This window comes from Pseudoalteromonas sp. DY56-GL22, from assembly GCF_041414715.1.
GTDB lineage: Bacteria > Pseudomonadota > Gammaproteobacteria > Enterobacterales > Alteromonadaceae > Pseudoalteromonas > Pseudoalteromonas simplex.
The window spans coordinates 138,274-157,613 of sequence record NZ_JANHZR010000007.1 but is presented as its reverse complement, the minus strand read 5'-3'; the positions used below and the strand labels follow the sequence as shown (position 1 = coordinate 157,613).

The following is a 19,340-nucleotide window of genomic DNA, read 5'->3' as shown; positions in this document are numbered from 1 at the left end:
TGCGCTTAGCTATGTTTTACGTGATTTTAAGAAAATCTACAATACTTGCAAAGGTTTGTTCGAAGCCGATAAAACTATGATCGCCTCCAAATTCAACGTGTTGCTTACACTGAGAATAATATTTAACCGCCTGCTGAAACGGCAGTACTTCATCGCCCGTTTGCTGTAGCAAATAAATCAATGAAGGGGTGTCTAATTGCGGCAAATATAAACTGCGCAATGCATCCATGTGACGAGTACCAAGTTCATAATGACTATCTTGATACGGGTTATAATTTTCCCCTAAATAGTTACCGAGTAACTCAAATGGGCGAACCGCAGGGTTAATGACTACCGCGGGTATTGAATAACGCTGCGACAAATAGGTCGCATAAAAACCACCTAATGAACTACCTAGTAATACAGTATCATCATTTAGCAGTTGTTCTAATTGTAAAATTGCATGTAATGGCTCATGAGTTAATCGCGGCACCTGATAATCGACATCAAATTGCGCCATGTGCTCACCAAAACGAACAGCTTTGTAAGATTGCTCAGAGCTATTAAAGCCATGAATATAAATTACTCGTTTAGCCATACTACATCCGTGGTTAGCAGTAAGCTTTGTTGCTCATCAACTGTTAAGTCGATGAGTCGAAATGCGGGGCCTAAATCCTCTTGCTGCCACGCCATCGTGTGTTTGCTAAATTGGATTGAACTGGCAGGTGTCGCATACACACTAAGATTACGGTAGGTTTGCGTGTATTCATGATGCACATGACCATGGAACACGCCCACACACTGCTCAGTATTAACGCAGGTATTTAAAAACTGCGGGCCATTTTCTAGCATATGTTTATCTAGGTAGGCTTGAATAGGCAACGGGTTATGATGACAAAACACCACACTTTGAACCTGCCCTACCACTTGGCTCAACTCATCTAAATGCGTTTGTGTTACCCAGCCGGCCGGTGTCGGGCCTTTTGAGTTAGCTAACAGCAACTGCCCACCTAAAAAGGTAATGCGTTTATTGTTTAAAATTTGCGGGCTTATAAGCTTTTCATATTCAGCAAGTTCATCATGATTACCCGGCAGCCAAAACACCGGACAACTCAGCGCTGAGTCTGCTATTAATTTAGCAAAAAGCTGGTAAGACTCAGTGCTGTGATCTTGTGTTAAATCTCCACCAAATACCACACAATCCACATCTAATTCAGCAATCGCTTCTAAACAGCGTGAAAAATACGCTGCCGTATTCACGCTAAAGTATTCACCATGGATGTCTTTTGATAAGTGGCAATCAGTGATGTGGGCAACTTTCAGTGCTGTTTTATCAAAATGGAAGGCGTCACTAAACCAAGCCATTATTTACATCCCAATTTAAAACTGCTCGGCCGTTTTCAACACAAGCCACCAGCCAGTCATACAAAAAGGCGTTAAGCTGATATTTTTCATCTTTTTGGTGCATATTCGGATTAGGGTAAGCATAGGAAGGCTTGATGCGCTGATGAAAATCATGATGCACGATTTCGGCTACTTTCGCATCATGATACATGCGCACAGTTAAATACAAAGGCTTAACCGAAGGCAAATGACCGGCTTCTTGTCTGATAGAAATATCTGTGGTGTATTTTGCTGTATCGTCAACTTTAACCGCAAAAGTGCTGTGCCCTAATTGCACTTTACGTTCCTGACCTATACGTCGCTCATTAGGTAATAGTTTTAGCGCACGCACGTAATTATGCTCACACAAAGTTAAGTACTTAGGTAAGCTTTGAATATAACGCTGCTGGGCACTGACGTACGACAAAATAATCCCCTATGAGTTTTTCCAATCAGACAGTATACGTTGCTTATTCAGTGCTAACCACTGTAATGAGATAACTGTCGCTGCATTATCTATTTCACCCTGTTCTAGGCGCAGCATAGCTTCATCATATGACATTACATGAGTTTTGATATCTTCATCTTCATTATCAAGGCCAAAAATACCGCCTTGATACCCTGCTAAGTCAGTGCGCGCTAAATATAAATACAAACGTTCAGTGGTGCCGCCGGGGCTTGAAAGATACGACATCATAAATTCCAGCTCGTTAAGCTCAATACCGGCTTCTTCGAATGCTTCACGTTTGGCAACATCTTCATAATCAGTACTGCCATCAGCCATGCCTGCAATACACTCAAGTAACCAAGGTGACTGCTTTGATGCGAGTGCCCCGATTCTAATTTGTTCAATTAATAAAACTTGGTCAGTTTTAGGGTCATAAGGAAGTACAGCAACAGCATGGCCGCGCTCTAAAATTTCACGTTTAACTTCTACTGATTTACCACCCGCAAACAAGGCATGATGAAAACGATAGATATTAATTTGAAAGAAACCATTATAAACACGCTCAATTGGCTTTAACTCTATGTCATCATGGTTAAATTGTGAGATTGCTGATATTTTCATCCTTTATTTCCTTTACACTGCAAGCAAAAATTACGACCAATTATATTCTGTTACACTTGGACATGCAGATTTACGTAATTTTTTTTTGGTTATTCATTAAAAAAGAGTACCATGGTGATAGTACAAAATTGTCTAAGGACTGAACGAACAATGAAAAAAACTCTACTCGCTGCGCTGATCGGGTTTTCAAGCGCACTGACTGCAACAGCTAGTTATGCTGAAGACTTACTACAAGTTTACGAGATTGCTACAGCAAACGATCCTACCGTACTTAAAGCAAAAGCCCAAGCAGATGCGCAAGCTTATGAAAGTGATCGCGCGTTAAGTGCACTATTACCACAAATTGGCTTAAGCCTTGGTTATGAAACAACCAAGTCTGATCTTTATGAGGGTAATGATACTACAGGTTATGCTGGTTATGATTACGATCCTGATGTTTTCAACCGTGGTATTAGCCTAAACCAAACACTATTTGATTTAGGCGCTTGGAACTCGCTAGGCATTGCTGATAAGCAAGCATTACAAGCAGACGCTCAGTATGATTTTGCACGCCAAGATCTAATCGTTCGTGTAGCTGAGGGTTACTTCAACGTACTAAGTGCAATCGATAACCTTGAGTTTGTTCAAGCAGAAAAGCGTGCCATCGAGCGCCAATTGCAACAAACTAAAGAGCGTTATGCGGTAGGTTTAACAGCAATCACTGACGTACACGAAGCACAAGCTCAATATGATAACTCTGTTGCACAAGAAATTGTTGCTAAGAACAGTGTTGAAACAGCGCGTGAGCAACTTCGCGAAATTACTGGTAAATACCACGCAAAACTAGACATGTTGAATACAGATACATTTTCAACTGTTGCGCCAAATAAACAATCGTCTGAGTACATCAAAATTGCTGAAGACAACAACTTAAATCTGCAAGTTTCTAAAGTAACGGTTGATATTGCAAAAGATCAAATTGATTTAGCAAAAGCGGGTCACTATCCGAAGCTAACATTAAGTGCTTCTTACGGTGACAGCCTAACCGATCTAAATAGCAACTCACATCAACCTCGTGAAGATAGCGCTAAAATTGGCGTTAACTTTAGCCTACCGATTTACTCAGGTGGTGCTACAACTGCAGCAACAGATCAAGCTCGCGCTTTTTATGTTGCCGCAAGTGAAGACTTAGAAGCAAGTTTACGTGCAGTAACTCGCTCGGTTATTACATCGTATAACCAAGTAGTGTCTGACATTGCCACGTATAAAGCCTTACAACAAGCTGTTGTTTCTGCAGAAAGTGCACTTAAAGCAACTGAAGCAGGCTTTGAAGTTGGTACACGTACTATCGTTGACGTATTGATCAGCACGCAAAACTTATATAACGCAAAAAGTAACTTAGCAAATGTTCGTTACCGCTATGTTGTTTCAACACTTCGCTTGAAACAAGCTGCTGGTACACTAACTAGTGAAGACCTTATTGCTATTAACCAAGGTTTAAAAGAAATCTAAATATTTCTTCCAAACTTATACCAACAAAGCCAGCCTAGCGCTGGCTTTTTGTATTTTTAAACACTTACAGTTAAACTAGCTTTTTTATTTTTAGAGATTTTTTTGTGGTTAGTTCATCACCGTTTAAAGCGTCTTTTTTGGGCCCTCGCTACTGGTTAACTTGGGTTGGCATTTTCTTTTTATATCTTATCTCTTGGTTGCCACATAAATTGCAACTAGCGCTTGGAAAACTGCTCGGCCGTCTAGTACATCGTTTTATGAAACGTCGCCGCCATATTGCTGAGGTGAATATTCGCTTGTGCTTTCCTGAAATGCCAGAGCATGAACAACGCGAACTAGTTCGTAAAAATATGGAAAATACCGGTATTGCGATGATGGAAACCGGCATGGCTTGGTGGTGGCCCGAGTGGCGAGTTAAAAAAGTGTATGGCTCGATAAAAGGGTTAGAATATTTTCAGCAAATTCAGCAATCAGGCAAAGGCGTTTTACTTCTTGTTCCACACATTTTACACCTTGAAATGGCAAGTCGGGTAATGGGCTTAAAGCACCAAGGTATTGGTTTTTATCGCCCACATAATAATCCTCTAATGGAGTATTTTACTACCAATGGTCGCTTACGCTCTAATGAATATCTAATCGGTAAAAAAGATGTCAAAGGCCTACTGCAAGCCCTCAAAAACAAGAAGGTTTGTTACTACCTGCCAGATCAAGACTATGGCCGTAATCGTTGCGAGTTTGCACCGTTTTATGCGGTAAAAGATACAGCAACAACTACAGGTGCACTGCTATTTGCCAATAGTAAGAACTGCGAAACCGTAAGTTTAACGAGTCGTCGTGATGAGAATGGATGCTATCATCTAGAAGTGCTTCCTATTTTAGAAAATTTCCCTAGTGGCGATAACCTTGCTGATGTAACACGCGTTAACCAGCGTATGGAACAAGCAATAAACGTTGCTCCTGAGCAGTACATGTGGCTACATCGCCGCTTTAAAACTCGTCCAGATAAGAATGCACCTTCTTATTACAAGTAGAGTGACATTTTGCTGTATGTATGGTTTTATTAAGCTAATTAACAACAAGAGTATTAGAAATGTGGTTTTGGGTTAAGCATTTATCATTAGCTGTCATTTTGATTGCTGCTGCTATTTATTTTTTATTTGGCAGCGGTCCCGTATTAGATATCAAAAATACTCAAAATGCAGCAGCCCAAGGTCTATCACGCTTTTATTCAGCCCTTCGAAATCAGGTCAATGACAAAGATAACGAGCGAGATAAATATGTTCTTAAATTACCGACGCCTGAAACTAGTCTAGATGTCGCACTATTTGAGCGTGAAAAAGTCGTTGAGCCTTCATCGCCAAACTGGACAGGAGATATACAACCTCGTCGCTTTGAAAATGGCACGACTTTAAAAGATGTATTATCTGATTATGCTAAAAATGAAGATATTGTGTTGTATTGGTATCTTAGTAAAGACTACGTAGTAAAAGATCACTTTCGAGTTGATAGCAACTTCGTTTCTGCATTGTATCAAGTAGGTCGAGCAATCAACGATGATTTTGAAAATGAGGTTTACACTTATTTTTGTTTTAAGCAAAGAGCGGCTGTGATCACTGAGCTGCCCTCTGCTTATGTACGTGAAAATTGCCGCCGTTTAAAAAGCTAAAACACCTGCAGCCACGCCTGACTAACTAAGTCGATATGCTGAGTTAACTCAGCACGTGGCGCACAACGCCCCTGCTGATTCAAACTCATTACATGATAACGTGAACGATAGGCTATATACGCAGCCACTAACTCTTGCTGCATTTGCTCACTAATACAGCCTAAACGCGCCGCATCGGCTAGTATACGCACATTATCAGACCAGCTCGTTAGCTCTGGATGTTGCTTAGCATTATTTAGCACCAGATACTGAGTAATAAATTCAATATCTGTAATACCGCCCCTATCTTGCTTCAAATCAAACAGCTCATCGTTACCCTTAGCAAGGTGAGCGCGCATTTTTTCGCGCATCTCAACAACATCCGTTTTTAATTTTTCGTTATCACGGGTTTGGCATAACACATCTATACGAATTCGCGCGAAACGATCTTTTAATGATGCTTGACCGTAAATCATGCGTGAGCGAACGAGAGCTTGATGTTCCCAAGTCCATGCTTGAGTTTGCTGATAGTGGTAGTAACTTTCTAAATTAATAGCCAGTAAGCCTGACGCCCCTTCAGGACGTAAACGAGTATCAAGCTCGTACAAAATACCAGACGCCGTGCGAGTATTGAATAAATGCATTAAGCGCTGTGCAAGTTTTAAATAAAACTGACGCGAATCAATCGACTTATCACCATCGGTATAACTGCTGCCATCGTGGTTATGCACAAACACAAGGTCTAAGTCTGAATCGTAGCCAACTTCGAAACCACCTGTTTTACCGTAGGCGATTACCGCAAAGCCTTTTTCTTGCTCTGACGTATTAACGGGCTGACCAAAGCGTTCAACACACGCATGCCATGCAATATTGACCGCTTGCTCTACAATTGCCTCAGCAAGCGCTGTAAGGTGGTCGCTTACCTTCATCACGCTGAGTACACCTGTTGCATCAGCCGCTGCAATGCGTAGCTGATGCGTTTGCTTAAACTGACGAAGAGCTTCCATTTGCAGCTCTAGATCACCATGCTCAATGCGCAAGAAGTATTGTCTAATTTCATCTTTGTAAGCAGATAAAGGTGTCGGTTTATAAAGCACCTGAGGATCGATCAGCTCATCAAGTAAAATTGGGTAACGAGAGATATGTTCGCCAATCCATTTACTATGACAGCATAGTGCAACCAGTTGATTTAAGGCTCCAGGGTTTTCATACAACAGCTCTAGATAAGCGGTTCGTGAAATGATCTTATTCAATACTTGGCAGATCATCATAAAGGCGTCACTGCTCGCTTTTGCTATCGTTAATTGTTTAAGTAAAAGCGGCATTAATTTATCTAAAATGTCACGACCTCGACTACCAACCTTCGCCTTAGTTAAACGCGCCTTAAAATCTTCCAATGCTGCTTGCCAATCAAGGTTCGGCTCACACATCAGGCTAACATCCGTCATTTCCCATGCGCTGATGTACTCATTTTCACACGGGTCGCTGGTTTCACTTTCAAAACCAATCACCTGTTCGAATTCACCATGGACTTGAGACATGATCTGCTCGATACTAGACAAACACTGATTAAAATCGTCTTTATTGAGCAAATAACATAAACGTTGTTGGTTTAATTCGTCATCAGGTAGAGTTTGCGTTTGCTTATCAGCAAATATCTGTAAGTACTGCTCAATTTGACGTAAGTCTAAATAGTTTTGTGTAAGTAAATCAGCCTCTTTGTTGGACATAACCTGATTGTTAACCAGTTCTTTTAAAGCAACTAATAATGACTGAGTTTGCAGGTTAGCTTCGCGACCACCTCGCACCATCTGCAGCGCTTGTACCACAAATTCCACTTCTCGAATGCCCCCTGCGCCTAATTTAATATTGTTTGTAAGGCGTTTTCGGCGTACTTCTTGAGCTATCATTTGCTTCATTTTACGCAGCGATTCAATCACCGAGAAATCAATATAGCGGCGATAAACAAATGGCCGTAGCAATTCATAAAACTCATTCCAATAACGGTTTTCTGTGCCGATTAATCGCCCTTTTAGCATGGCGTAGCGTTCCCATTCACGTCCTTGCTCTTGATAATAATCTTCCATAGCATGAAAGCTCATCACCAAAGGCCCACTTTCACCAAATGGGCGCAGGCGCATATCAACCCGAAAGACTTGGCCATTTACCGTAGTTTGATTAAGCGCCATAATCAGCTTTTGCGCCACTTTGGTATAAAACACCTGCGCTTCAATAGAGCGACGCCCACCTTGCGTTGCAATATCACGAGGGTAAGAAAAAATTAAATCAATGTCAGAGGAGTAATTAAGCTCTCCTCCACCTAGTTTACCCATGCCTAAAACTAACATGTGCATTGCATTACCGTCATCATCAAGCGGCATACCACTAACTTTAGCTACCTGCGCAAACGCCCACTGATTGGCACTATCTATAAGCTGATTTGCAAGCGCTGAGATATAAGCGATGCTATCAGCGATTGGGTTTGCACAGCACAAGTCAAGAAAAGCTACTTTCAACCAGTACTTTTCTCGATACAAACGCAGTTTTGCCATTGCAGCATTGTCGTCAAGCTCATTGATTTCTGTACTACTTAGAGGAGGTTCAACTGCGCGGTTAGCAAGCTCGTTATCATCAAGTAACCAGTCTTTTAAGTTTGGCTGAGATTGTAAACAGTTCCACGCAAAGTCGCTTAAAGACAACAAGTTAATAATTTTCTGTTGTTCAGTTTGCCCCTCATACAAGCTCGCGAAGCGGGTTTGGCCTAACTGATGAAGTGACTCTGGAAGCGCGTGTAAATTACTCATTAAATACTCTCTTTTAACTTGCCAATAACCGTACTAGAATGATAATCAAAGAATTATTTAGCAGGGACCTGCATGTCATATTTATCACTATCTAACACTAGTTTAGTCGCGATTGCTATTAGTTTCGCTGTAATCTGCGCCACTATAGTACTGCTACGTATTCTAACGCAAATCAAAGCAAAACAAGCGCTTAAAGAAGAGCTTGCGCAACATGATAACTTTGCCATGGGAATAAGCTTTGCCAGCGAAATCATGGTCGTTATAGCAACTATCGCTTATATATTTGATGAGATTAGCTTAAGTGCAGCCCAATCTAATCCGCTAAAAGTACTTTTACTCATTGTGCTGTTGTTTGCTTTTATAAAAATAGGCCATTTAATTCATCGTAAATGGATTTTGCATCGCTTTAATGAAGAAGCCGCTATTCTAAAGCAAAATGTCTGCGCCGCCTTGGTCGATTCAGGCATGCTAATCGCAAACTGTATTATTGCTCTTGGTCTTTATAACTGGTGCCATACCCAAGGCTATAGCAGCTTATTGATCGCCACAGTGAGCTTTTTTGTGCTGCAAGGTATGTTTGCCCTTGATAGTAAAATCCGTGAGTATCGTTTTGCAAAAGCTAACCAAGGTGCATCGCTACAAAGTAATTTTAATCTAGAAAATACTTCCATCGGTATTCGCTACGCGGGTAAGTCTATTGGCCTTGCTCTTGCCGGTTATGCTGGTCTTGCCAGTGCATCATTTATTAGTGGTAAGATGGTAGAAAACTTATTCACTTTGGTATCTCATTGCGGTGCTATGTGGGTATTACTTTATATTTTGAGCTACATTATTAAGTATATTTCTTTACCGAATATAGATACTTCTCTTGAAGTTGATCATCAAGATAATATTGGTATTGCGTGTATTGAGTTTGCCGTTTTTGGCGCAATAGGCTATTTACTTATTAGTATGTTTTCAATTTGATACGGAAGTTTTAGTACCGTGAGACTCTATGCCCTTTAAAGTTAATGATTATTTACTAGTTGATATAGACAATGAGTTTAGCCGAGCCTTTACTGAGCATTACTTTGCGAGCGTTGAAGGCTCAACGCTTGTTGTGGCAGGCGCAAATAGCCGCCACATGGTCAAACTTATGTTTGATGAATTAATAAAAGATTACTGTTATTGCGACTTCAGTAATGAAATAAGTGTCTCTGAACTGGCCAGCTACCTGCATGAACACCACAACATTAAAGGTGTTTTAATTAATTTAACCGATTACCAATTAGCGGATGATGCACAAAAATTTATATACAATTCCCTACATAAAATACGTTATTTAGTAAAACAAGAAGAACAAGGTTTTAGCTTTGCGCCTTGCCCCGACAGCGCCCATATAAATCACCTTTCCTGTCAAACAACTATCGCTGAAACGACGACAGATCTTTTACCATTAGCTGAAGAGTTAAATAGAAAATAAATAATTGCACCTAAGCCGCTGTATACTTACCATATTGCTAAATTTATTGATAAGTGAAAGCCATGCGAGTTCCACATATTTACCAACCTTCAGCGATTTCTTTAAACACCCCAGTAGCACTAGATGATGATGCCGCAGGTCATGTTGGCCGCGTATTGCGCATGCAAGTCGGTGATAAGGTCTCGATTTTTAATGGTGAAGGAGGTGAATACCTCAGTGAAATTATTGAAGTGAGCAAAAAAAACGTGGTCGTTAAGCCACAGGAATTTGTTGATCATGATGTTGAGTCGCCTTTAAAGATTCACTTAGGCCAAGGTATTTCTCGTGGTGATAAAATGGATTTCACTATTCAAAAATCAGTCGAGCTTGGTATTACAGAAATCACCCCTATTTTTAGTCAACGTTGTGGCGTAAAACTAAGTGGCGATCGCCTTGCTAAAAAACATCAACAATGGCAAAAAATTGCAATTGCCGCGGCTGAACAATCTGGCCGCAACGTTGTGCCTGTTGTACACCCGCCTATAGACATAAAAGAGTGGCTAGAACAAGCAAGTGATGCGATTAAACTTACTTTGCACCCGCGTGCTGAGCACAGTATTAAAACGATTCAAATCCCCAGTGAAGGGGTACGCTTTTTAGTCGGTCCTGAAGGTGGATTTACCGATGAAGAAATTAACATTACTAAACAGCAAGACTTTGTTGATATCCGCTTAGGGCCACGTGTTCTGCGAACAGAAACAGCCGCTCTGACGGTATTGAGCGCATTACAATTGCAGTTTGGCGATTTAGCGAATTGAAAACAGTAAAAATACCCATATATCAAAGTAACAAAACACAGTATGGCATACGATTCTAAGGCAAAAATATGGCAATTAAGCTAGGCATAATCTCTGATCCAATTAGTGGCTTTAATATTAAAAAAGACACTGGCTTTGCAATGATGATGGAAGCACAAAAGCGCGGTTACGAAATTTACTACATGGAAATGGATGACCTTTCTCTACGTCAAGGTCAAGGCTATGCAACAGCTGCCAAAGCCCGTGTATTTGATGATGTTAATCACTGGTATGAATTAGAAGAAAAAGCCACCATTGCTTTAGCTGATTTAGACGTTATTTTAATGCGTAAAGATCCGCCTTTTGATACTGAGTACATCTACGCTACCTATATTTTAGAGCGTGCTGAGCAAGCTGGTACGCTGGTTATCAATAAGCCGCAAAGCTTACGCGATGCCAACGAAAAGCTATTCACGGCTTGGTTTAGCGAACATACGCCAGATACTTTAGTAACACGTAGCCAAGCAGACATTCGTGTATTTTTAGCTGAGCATAAAGATATTATTTTAAAACCCCTTGATGGTATGGGTGGTGCTTCTATCTTTAGAGTTAAAGAAGATGATGCCAATATTGGTGTGATCTGCGAAACATTAACCGAGCATGGTAGTCGTTTTGCAATGGCACAAAATTATATCCCTGAAATCAAGCAAGGCGATAAACGCGTTCTTGTGGTTGATGGTGAAGTAATGCCGTACTGCCTAGCGCGTATCCCGCAAAATGGCGAAACGCGCGGTAACTTGGCAGCAGGTGGTAGAGGTGAAGCACGTCCAATTAGTGATTCAGACCGTAAAATTGCAGAGGCTGTTGCACCTACACTGAAAGAAAAAGGCCTTATTTTTGTTGGTCTAGATATCATTGGCGATCGTTTAACTGAAATCAATGTCACTGCGCCAACGTGTGTAAAAGAGATTGAAGCTGCTTATGACATTTCAATCACTGGTCACTTATTTGATGCCATTGAAAGAAAACTGAGCCATACTTAATTTAAACAACAAAAGGGGCGACCTATGCAGTCATTAGAGAACCATTTCTTAATCGCAATGCCAAGCATGCAAGACCCTTTTTTTAAGCGTGCTGTTACGTATATTTGTGAGCACAACCAAGATGGTGCGATGGGCTTGGTAATTAACCAGCCTATCAATATCACCGTGGGCGAGCTTCTCGATAAAATCGAAATTGATAACGATAAAAGTAAGCAAGCAGCAGGCTTAGCTGTATATGCTGGCGGGCCTGTAAAAACCGATCGCGGTTTTGTTTTGCACTCACCAAAGCCTGGTTATGCAGCGAGTCAAAAGCTCAGCAGTGATATTATGATCACCACTTCAAAGGATGTGTTAGCAAGCCTAACAACGAGTGAAGCACCAGAACAATTTATTATCACATTGGGTTATGCTGGTTGGGATCAAGGACAGTTAGAGCAAGAATTGCTGGAGAATTCATGGTTAATTATCAAAGCAGACCCTGAGATCATCTTTAATACACCCGTTGAAAAACGTTGGGAAAAAGCGGTTTCGATGCTGGGTTTTGATGTCGGTCAATTAAGCTCTGAAGCAGGCCATGCTTAACATTTATAATTTTTAAGAATATGACAAAACGAACGTTTAAGGCACTCGGTGAACGCACCGTAATGGGTTTTGACTTTGGCACCAAAAGTATTGGTATTGCCATTGGTCAAGAGCTCACAGGAACAGCATCAAGTTTACAAGCTGTAAAAGCGAAAGATGGTATTCCAGATTGGCAACTAATTAAAAAACAAGTGGACGAGTGGCAACCAGATTTAATGGTGGTTGGTTTACCGCTTAATATGGATGGCACCAATCAAGAAGTTACCTTTAAAGCTAAGAAGTTCGCTAACCGCTTACACAACCACTTTGCTATACCGGTTGAAACGCAAGACGAACGACTAACCACCGCAGACGCAAAAGCGCGTTTATTCGAACAAGGTGGCTACCGAAACCTTGGCAAAGGTAATGTTGATAACATGTCTGCTGTGATTATCTTAGAAAGCTTTTTTGAGCAGTTTTATGGTGAGTAGGCGCCTTCAACGTATTTAAAGAGTGCCAGCACAGACAGTGCTGGCATGTAATTCCCTTTTGTTTTAACTAAGATTTACCTTTTTCGTCAAGGCCATCAATAGTCACACCCTGTAAGAAACCAGCCCCTTTTTGTTCATTGTTTTGTAGCTTAATCATTAAACGTAAGTCATTTGGCGAGTCAGCATGGTGCAGCGCATCAGCATAGTTAATGCGGCGCTGTTTATAAAGCTCAAATAATGCTTGGTCAAAGGTCTGCATGCCCATTTCTTTCGATTTAGCCATAGTTTCTTTAATAGAGCCGATATCGCCTTTTTTAATAAGCTCTGCCACCATGGGTGAGTTAAGCAAAATTTCGATAGCAGCGACACGCCCTTCCCCATCGGCAGTTGGCACCAACTGCTGAGCAACAATGGCGCGAAGGTTTAGTGCAAGGTCGTACTTTAACTTATCGTGCTTTTCTTTAGGCACCAAATGCATGATACGGTCAATGGCTTGGTTGGCATTGTTCGCATGCAGTGTTGCGACACATAAGTGACCAGTTTCGGCAAAGCTGAGTGCATATTCCATGGTTTCTTGTGAGCGGATCTCACCAATTAAGATCACATCGGGAGCTTGACGCAACGAGCTTTTCAGCGCTGATTCAAAGCTTTCTGTATCAAGACCAACTTCACGTTGAGTGATAATGCTTTTACGGTGCTCATGCACAAATTCGATAGGATCTTCAATAGTAAGAATATGACCACGTTGATTGCGGTTACGATAACCTAGAAGCGCAGCAAGCGAGGTTGACTTACCCGTACCAGTACCACCTACAAATAGCACTAAGCCACGTTTTGCCATAATCACGTCGGTTAACGTTGATGGCAAACCAAGTTCATTCACATCAGGAATTTGTGTTACGATACGGCGAATAACCATTCCAGCCCTGTCTCGTTGCCAAAAAGCAGAAACACGGAAACGACCTTCATCAGTAGCAATCGCAAAGTTACACTCTTTACTGTCATGAAATTCTTTGCGCTGTTTGTCGTTCATTGCTGACTCGACCAAAGCGAGTGAATCCTCATCTGAGAGTTTTTCATCGCTTAAAGGTATTAATTCACCGTTTACTTTTGCACTGACTGGCAGTTGGCTAGAAACAAACAAGTCAGAGCCTTTTTTGTCGATCATGACTTGCAAAAAATGATTTAAAGGTAAAGACATTTTATATAGCTCCGTTAGCCACCAAACTGGGTTTTATCTTGCGCTTTAGCTCGCGCATCAACATTAGTAATAATGCCGTAGTTAACCAAATTACCTAAACATTGGTCCATGGTCTGCATGCCATGCGATGCACCAGTTTGAATTGATGAGTACATTTGCGCAATTTTATCTTCACGGATCAGATTTCGGATTGCAGGAATACCGATCATGATTTCATGGGCTGCTACTCGGCCGCCGCCTACCTTTTTAAGTAAAGTTTGCGAGATTACGGCACGCAATGATTCTGACAACATTGAACGCACCATGTCTTTTTCTTCACCTGGGAACACGTCAATAATACGGTCAATGGTTTTTGGTGCAGAGGTAGTATGCAAGGTTCCAAACACTAAGTGCCCCGTTTCTGCCGCAGTCATTGCTAAGCGGATTGTTTCAAGGTCACGCAGCTCACCCACTAAGATTACATCCGGATCTTCACGTAGTGCACTTCTAAGTGCATTAGAGAAGCTATGCGTATCACGGTGAACTTCACGTTGGTTAATAAGGCTTAGCTTATTTTCATGTACGAATTCGATTGGATCTTCGATAGTTAAAATATGGTGATGTTTAGTTTGATTAATATAATCGACCATCGCCGCTAACGTAGTTGATTTACCCGAACCCGTTGGCCCAGTGACTAGCACCAAACCACGTGGATTGTCGGCAATGGTTTTAAAAATATCTGGGGCACCTAAATCATCCAGCGTTAAAACATCACTTGGGATAGTACGAAACACCGCCGCAGGACCACGGTTTGAATTAAATGCGTTAACACGAAAACGCGCAAGGTTTGGCACTTCGAAAGAAAAATCCACTTCGAGATTTTGTTCATAGTCCTTACGCTGATTATCGTTCATAATATCGTATACCAGACTATTTACATCTTTTTGTTCTAATGCTGGAATATTAATACGACGCACATCACCATCAACACGTATCATAGGTGATACGCCTGATGACAAGTGTAAATCCGAGGCTTTGTGTTGCACACTAAAGGCCAATAATTCGGTAATATCCATTTATGACTCCACAACCAACTGATAATTATATGGTTACAATAGCAGAACGACTTACATCCGCCTACGCAAGAATTGCTCAAGCTGCAAAAAATAATCACCGCGATGAGCAATCAATCAACCTATTGGCTGTTTCAAAAACAAAACCTGCCGACGATATTATTGCTGCCTATAAGCATGGTCAACGCCAGTTTGGCGAATCATACGTTCAAGAAGCGGTAACAAAAGTCACAGCATTGGCTGATTATAAAGACATTATTTGGCACTTTATCGGCCCTATTCAATCAAATAAAAGTGCCCAAGTTGCCTCACATTTTGATTGGGTACAAAGTGTTGACCGCACTAAAATTGCAAAACGTCTTAATGAGCAACGACCAGCCGACAAAGTCCCACTCAATGTATTAATTCAAGTTAATATTAGTTTAGAAGAGGCTAAGTCAGGCTGCCACCCAGACGAGCTAATGGCACTGGCCGAATTTATCAGTCAATGCCCTAATTTATGCCTGCGCGGTGTGATGGCGATTCCTGCCAAAACCGACGATGCCCAGCTACAATTACAATATTTTGAGCAATTAAGCGCTTGCTTTGATAAACTAAAGGCCCAATATCCCCAAGTAGACACCTTGTCGATGGGTATGAGTAACGATGTTGAAGCGGCGATTGCAGCGGGTTCAACCATGGTACGCATTGGCACGGATATATTTGGCCAACGAAATTAAAAGGTGATAACAGACATATGTCAGACAAAAAAATCGCATTTATAGGCACGGGTAACATGAGCTACGCCATCATTGGCGGCATGGTAAAGAACGGTTTTGCAGCAAAAAACATCATTGCAACCAATCGCAACCAAGAAAAATTAGCTAAGGTTGCTGCTGATTTCGGGGTGCAGACTACCGCGGATAACAACGCGGCACTTCGCGATGCAGATGTGATTGTCTTATCTGTTAAACCACAAATGATGGGCGATCTTTGCCAATCATTCCAAGATTCAGGCGTTGATTTTAGCGACAAGCTATTTATTTCAGTAGCAGCAGGTCTTACCGTAAACCGTTTACGAGAAATGCTAGGTCAAGATGTGAAAATGGTGCGTTGTATGCCAAATACACCATCATTACTCGGTCGTGGTGTTTCTGGTTTGTATGGCGCGGGTGAAACCGCTGAAGAGCACCAGTTTGTACAACAAGTTTTTGAGTGTACAGGCATTGTTGTGTGGGTTGAGCAAGAGTCACAAATCAACGACATCATTGCTGTTACAGGCTCATCACCTGCTTACTTCTTCTTATTTATGGAAGCAATTGAAGAAAAAGCGAAAGCACTTGGTTTTAGCGATGAAGATGCACGCCGTTTAGTACAACAAACAGCACTGGGTGCAGCCGAAATGGCACTGTCGCAACCAGACATCAGTATTTCTCAGCTACGTGCAAACGTAACCTCTAAAGGTGGTACGACTCACGAAGCTGTTGAGCATCTTAAATCACAAGGTTTAGTCGGTACTGTTGCAGATGCAATGGATGCCTGTATCGCTCGCGCTGAAGCGATGGAAAAAGAACTTTAAGCTTACTTTTTGAAGGTAAAACTATGCAAGCCATGCACTTTTTAGTTGGGATTATTTTTGATCTCTTTTTAATGGTGGTCCTTTTACGCTTTTGGTTACAAGCGGCAAAAGCTGACTTTTACAATCCTATGAGCCAGTTTGTGGTGAAAGCCACTTCGTTCGCAGTGAACCCACTTCGTAAAATCATCCCAGGAGTGGGTGGCTTTGATATTGCCTCGTTAGTGCTTGCTTATTTAGTTGCTGTAGCCAAACTCAGTGTTATTTTTCTGATGTTTTATAACGCTTGGGCGCCAGGTCCGGTATTTATTCAAGCGTTAATTACGGTCGTTAAAGAAGGTTTAAACTTACTATTTTGGGTATTAATTATTCGTGCTTTACTTAGCTGGGTAAGCCAAGGCTACAACCCTATTGAGGCTGTATTCCACCAGCTAACTGAGCCAATGTTGCGCCCTATTCGTAAGATTATCCCACCACTAGGTGGTCTAGACCTATCAATCTTAGTGTTGATTATTGGTCTACAGTTTTTACAGTTTTTAGTAATGGATTTAATTGGCTAAGCGTTTAACGTGAAGCAGTAAGGGGCCGAAAGGCCTCTTTTGTTAAGTGAGATATACCATGAAGCAATTTATTTATTTTTCTTTGATTGTATTGAGTTTATTTACAACCTTTGCCAAAGCTGATGAACAAGCAGGCGCCCAGTACAAGGTTCTTGGCCCTTGGGAAGTTCATTACATTGCATTTCCATCGACTTTTATTCAGCCAAACATTGCTAAAAACTATGATTTAGAGCGTAGCCCTAGCAAAGGGATTATTAATATTTCGGTATTAAAAAACAGCGATAAAACAGCGCAGACAGCAACTTTAACTGGCACTGCACGTAACCTACTTGGTAATAAAAAGCAGCTTACATTTAAAGAAGTTGTTGAAGGCGATGCGATTTATTACCTCGCGCAAATCGATTACAGCAACGAAGAAATTTACCGTTTTGATATCGAAATTAATCAAAACGGCAAACTACAAACGCTGAAATTTCAGCAAAAATTTTACGTAGATTAATAGACCTATGAACAACACCTTGGTTTTAGCCACGGGTAACCCTGGCAAAGTAAAAGAGCTGGCAAGCATGCTCAGCCCACTTAATATTAACGTGGTTCCACAAAGCGATTTTCAAGTGCCAGACGTGCCAGAAACAGGCACCACATTTGTTGAAAACGCCATTATTAAAGCGCGCCATGCAGCAAAGATCATAGGCATGCCTGCGATTGCTGATGATTCAGGCCTTGAAGTAGACGGCCTAAATGGTGCGCCAGGTGTGTACTCTGCACGCTTTGCCGGAGCGGGTGCCAGCGATCAAGATAATATCGACAAGCTACTAAAAGAGCTTGCTGATAACCCTGTTCGCAGTGCGCGTTTTTGGTGTGTGTTAGTATTAATGCGTCACGCCGACGACCCAACACCGCTTATTTGTAGTGCCTGTTGGGAAGGCGAAATCACCCATAGCCAAGATGGTCAGGGTGGTTTTGGTTATGATCCTGTTTTTTACGTACCATCTGAGCAATGCACTAGCGCTCAGTTAACTAAAGAGCAAAAAAATGCCCTTAGCCATCGCGGCCAGGCTTTAAAACAACTACTTGCGCAATTGCAGCAAAAAGGCGGCCTGTGAGTTTACCGCCTTTAAGTTTATATGTGCACGTGCCTTGGTGCGTGCAAAAGTGCCCATACTGTGACTTTAATAGCCATGGTCAAAAAGGCACAATCCCCGAAAAAGAATACGTTCAGCATCTTATTGATGATCTCAAGGCCGATTTGCACTTAGTGCAAGGGCGTAAAATCCACAGCATTTTTATTGGCGGCGGCACGCCAAGCTTATTAACCGGTGACGCTTATACTCGCCTACTTGGTGAAGTCGACAGATTAATTGGCCTAACTGATGACTGTGAAATTACCCTAGAGGCAAACCCTGGTACTGTCGAAACAGGTCGCTTTAAAGAATATGTTGCCGCTGGCATCAATCGTATTTCAATTGGTGTACAAAGCATGCAAAATGACAAGCTAAAAGCCCTTGGCCGTATTCATGGTGCTGATGAAGCAAGTTATGCGGCTAAACAAGCACACCAAGCGGGGCTAAACAGTTTTAATCTTGATTTAATGCATGGCTTGCCAGGGCAATCTGTTGAAGATGCCTTGAGCGACCTTGAAAAAATTATTGCCCTTAATCCTCCTCATATCTCTTGGTATCAACTAACCATTGAGCCAAATACGCAGTTTGCTTCTAAGCCACCGACCTTACCTCATGACGACACCCTTTGGGATATTCAAGAACAAGGTCAAGCGTTACTCGCCGCAGCAGGTTATGAGCAATACGAGATCTCAGGTTACGCAAAGCCCGGCTACCAATGCCGTCATAACTTGAATTATTGGCGATTTGGCGATTATCTCGGTATCGGCTGCGGTGCCCATGGTAAAATTACTGATGAAAATAAAGTCATCACCCGTACGGTGAAAGTAAAACACCCACGAGGTTATATGGATCTTGCCAAACCGTATTTATATCAGCAATGGCAAGTAGCAGAAGACGACTTAGCTTTTGAATTCTTTATGAATCGTTTTCGTTTAGTCGAACCCTGCCCCAAAGCTGATTTACCTTTGCTTACAAGTTTGTCACTGCAAAGTCAGGAACAAGCCTTGACTGAGGCAATTGCAAAAGGCTTACTAATTGATGATAAAGATAACTGGCAGGTAAGCCAAAAAGGCCATCGCTTTTTAAATGACCTGCTAGAATTATTCGTTTAAGAATTATAATTAAATTTCTAACAACTACAAAG

General features: G+C 41.6%; 22 protein-coding genes. 15 read left to right on the top strand and 7 right to left on the bottom strand.

Annotated elements, in window-relative coordinates:
• Positions 1-16: 16 nt before the first annotated feature.
• From NO991_RS15830 to NO991_RS15815, 4 genes are read right to left on the bottom strand one after another with little or no spacing between them, the layout of a single operon-like run.
• Positions 17-577 (bottom strand): YqiA/YcfP family alpha/beta fold hydrolase, encoded by a 561-nt coding sequence (locus tag NO991_RS15830; protein ID WP_054552649.1) that lies wholly within the window; start codon positions 575-577, stop codon positions 17-19.
• Entirely contained in the window at positions 562-1,344 is a 783-nt protein-coding gene (locus tag NO991_RS15825) for a metallophosphoesterase (protein ID WP_294407134.1), read from the bottom strand. The genes NO991_RS15830 and NO991_RS15825 overlap by 16 nt, the downstream gene beginning before the upstream one ends.
• Positions 1,331-1,789 carry a DUF1249 domain-containing protein gene (locus NO991_RS15820; RefSeq protein WP_138598894.1) on the bottom strand — a complete coding sequence of 153 codons (459 nt, stop codon included), beginning with the start codon at positions 1,787-1,789 and terminating at the stop codon, positions 1,331-1,333. Before NO991_RS15820 ends, NO991_RS15825 begins: the two co-directional genes overlap by 14 nt.
• A gap of 9 nt (positions 1,790-1,798) precedes the next feature.
• Positions 1,799-2,431 carry an NUDIX domain-containing protein gene (locus NO991_RS15815; RefSeq protein ID WP_300581604.1) on the bottom strand — a complete coding sequence of 211 codons (633 nt, stop codon included), beginning with the start codon at positions 2,429-2,431 and terminating at the stop codon, positions 1,799-1,801.
• Between the two features lie 150 nt (positions 2,432-2,581).
• On the opposite strand from NO991_RS15815, the gene tolC reads away from it, so the two are divergent.
• From tolC to NO991_RS15800, 3 genes are all read left to right on the top strand, one after another.
• Entirely contained in the window at positions 2,582-3,922 is a 1,341-nt protein-coding gene (gene tolC, locus NO991_RS15810) for an outer membrane channel protein TolC (protein WP_300361365.1), read from the top strand.
• A 104-nt stretch (positions 3,923-4,026) separates the two neighbouring features.
• Positions 4,027-4,953 (top strand): LpxL/LpxP family Kdo(2)-lipid IV(A) lauroyl/palmitoleoyl acyltransferase, encoded by a 927-nt coding sequence (lpxL, locus tag NO991_RS15805; RefSeq protein WP_054552654.1) that lies wholly within the window; start codon positions 4,027-4,029, stop codon positions 4,951-4,953.
• Between the two features lie 59 nt (positions 4,954-5,012).
• Entirely contained in the window at positions 5,013-5,588 is a 576-nt protein-coding gene (locus NO991_RS15800) for a TcpQ domain-containing protein (protein ID WP_054552655.1), read from the top strand.
• Here NO991_RS15800 and glnE read toward each other — a convergent pair.
• Entirely contained in the window at positions 5,585-8,371 is a 2,787-nt protein-coding gene (gene glnE / locus NO991_RS15795) for a bifunctional [glutamate--ammonia ligase]-adenylyl-L-tyrosine phosphorylase/[glutamate--ammonia-ligase] adenylyltransferase (protein WP_300543403.1), read from the bottom strand. The genes NO991_RS15800 and glnE overlap by 4 nt on opposite strands.
• A 72-nt stretch (positions 8,372-8,443) precedes the next feature.
• Between glnE and NO991_RS15790 the strand changes: the two genes are divergently transcribed.
• The 6 genes from NO991_RS15790 to ruvX all read left to right on the top strand — a co-directional run bounded on the left by NO991_RS15790 (position 8,444) and on the right by ruvX (position 12,704).
• Entirely contained in the window at positions 8,444-9,337 is an 894-nt protein-coding gene (locus NO991_RS15790; protein ID WP_054552657.1) for a hypothetical protein, read from the top strand.
• Between the two features lie 28 nt (positions 9,338-9,365).
• Positions 9,366-9,833 carry a hypothetical protein gene (locus NO991_RS15785; RefSeq protein WP_054552658.1) on the top strand — a complete coding sequence of 156 codons (468 nt, stop codon included), beginning with the start codon at positions 9,366-9,368 and terminating at the stop codon, positions 9,831-9,833.
• Between the two features lie 62 nt (positions 9,834-9,895).
• Positions 9,896-10,630: a 16S rRNA (uracil(1498)-N(3))-methyltransferase gene (gene rsmE / locus NO991_RS15780; RefSeq protein WP_166338850.1), complete on the top strand. Its 735-nt coding sequence runs from the start codon at positions 9,896-9,898 to the stop codon at positions 10,628-10,630.
• Between the two features lie 68 nt (positions 10,631-10,698).
• Entirely contained in the window at positions 10,699-11,652 is a 954-nt protein-coding gene (gshB, locus tag NO991_RS15775) for a glutathione synthase (protein ID WP_300360372.1), read from the top strand.
• Between the two features lie 24 nt (positions 11,653-11,676).
• Positions 11,677-12,234, top strand: a complete 558-nt coding sequence (locus NO991_RS15770; RefSeq protein ID WP_054552661.1) for a YqgE/AlgH family protein — start codon at positions 11,677-11,679, stop codon at positions 12,232-12,234.
• A gap of 20 nt (positions 12,235-12,254) precedes the next feature.
• On the top strand, positions 12,255-12,704 hold the full coding sequence (gene ruvX, locus NO991_RS15765; RefSeq protein ID WP_054552662.1) for a Holliday junction resolvase RuvX: 450 nt from the start codon (positions 12,255-12,257) through the stop codon (positions 12,702-12,704).
• A gap of 67 nt (positions 12,705-12,771) precedes the next feature.
• Here ruvX and NO991_RS15760 read toward each other — a convergent pair whose 3' ends face one another.
• Together NO991_RS15760 and NO991_RS15755 are read right to left on the bottom strand one after the other, a co-directional pair.
• Positions 12,772-13,905: a PilT/PilU family type 4a pilus ATPase gene (locus NO991_RS15760; RefSeq protein WP_054552663.1), complete on the bottom strand. Its 1,134-nt coding sequence runs from the start codon at positions 13,903-13,905 to the stop codon at positions 12,772-12,774.
• Positions 13,906-13,919: 14 nt separating this feature from the next.
• Positions 13,920-14,960 carry a type IV pilus twitching motility protein PilT gene (locus tag NO991_RS15755; protein ID WP_054552664.1) on the bottom strand — a complete coding sequence of 347 codons (1,041 nt, stop codon included), beginning with the start codon at positions 14,958-14,960 and terminating at the stop codon, positions 13,920-13,922.
• Positions 14,961-14,962: 2 nt separating this feature from the next.
• Here NO991_RS15755 and NO991_RS15750 point away from each other — a divergent pair, with 2 nt between their 5' ends.
• Genes NO991_RS15750 through hemW form a run of 6 tightly spaced genes read left to right on the top strand, consistent with a single transcriptional unit; the run spans position 14,963 to position 19,308 of the window.
• Positions 14,963-15,676, top strand: a complete 714-nt coding sequence (locus tag NO991_RS15750) for a YggS family pyridoxal phosphate-dependent enzyme (RefSeq protein ID WP_235373226.1) — start codon at positions 14,963-14,965, stop codon at positions 15,674-15,676.
• Between the two features lie 17 nt (positions 15,677-15,693).
• Entirely contained in the window at positions 15,694-16,515 is an 822-nt protein-coding gene (proC, locus tag NO991_RS15745; RefSeq protein ID WP_138616272.1) for a pyrroline-5-carboxylate reductase, read from the top strand.
• Positions 16,516-16,538: 23 nt separating this feature from the next.
• Positions 16,539-17,072, top strand: a complete 534-nt coding sequence (locus NO991_RS15740; RefSeq protein ID WP_058586592.1) for a YggT family protein — start codon at positions 16,539-16,541, stop codon at positions 17,070-17,072.
• A 58-nt stretch (positions 17,073-17,130) separates the two neighbouring features.
• On the top strand, positions 17,131-17,571 hold the full coding sequence (locus NO991_RS15735) for a DUF4426 domain-containing protein (RefSeq protein WP_054552668.1): 441 nt from the start codon (positions 17,131-17,133) through the stop codon (positions 17,569-17,571).
• A 7-nt stretch (positions 17,572-17,578) separates the two neighbouring features.
• Positions 17,579-18,178, top strand: a complete 600-nt coding sequence (locus NO991_RS15730) for an XTP/dITP diphosphatase (RefSeq protein ID WP_300360361.1) — start codon at positions 17,579-17,581, stop codon at positions 18,176-18,178.
• On the top strand, positions 18,175-19,308 hold the full coding sequence (hemW, locus tag NO991_RS15725; protein WP_300360359.1) for a radical SAM family heme chaperone HemW: 1,134 nt from the start codon (positions 18,175-18,177) through the stop codon (positions 19,306-19,308). The genes NO991_RS15730 and hemW overlap by 4 nt, the downstream gene beginning before the upstream one ends.
• Positions 19,309-19,340: the final 32 nt, after the last annotated feature.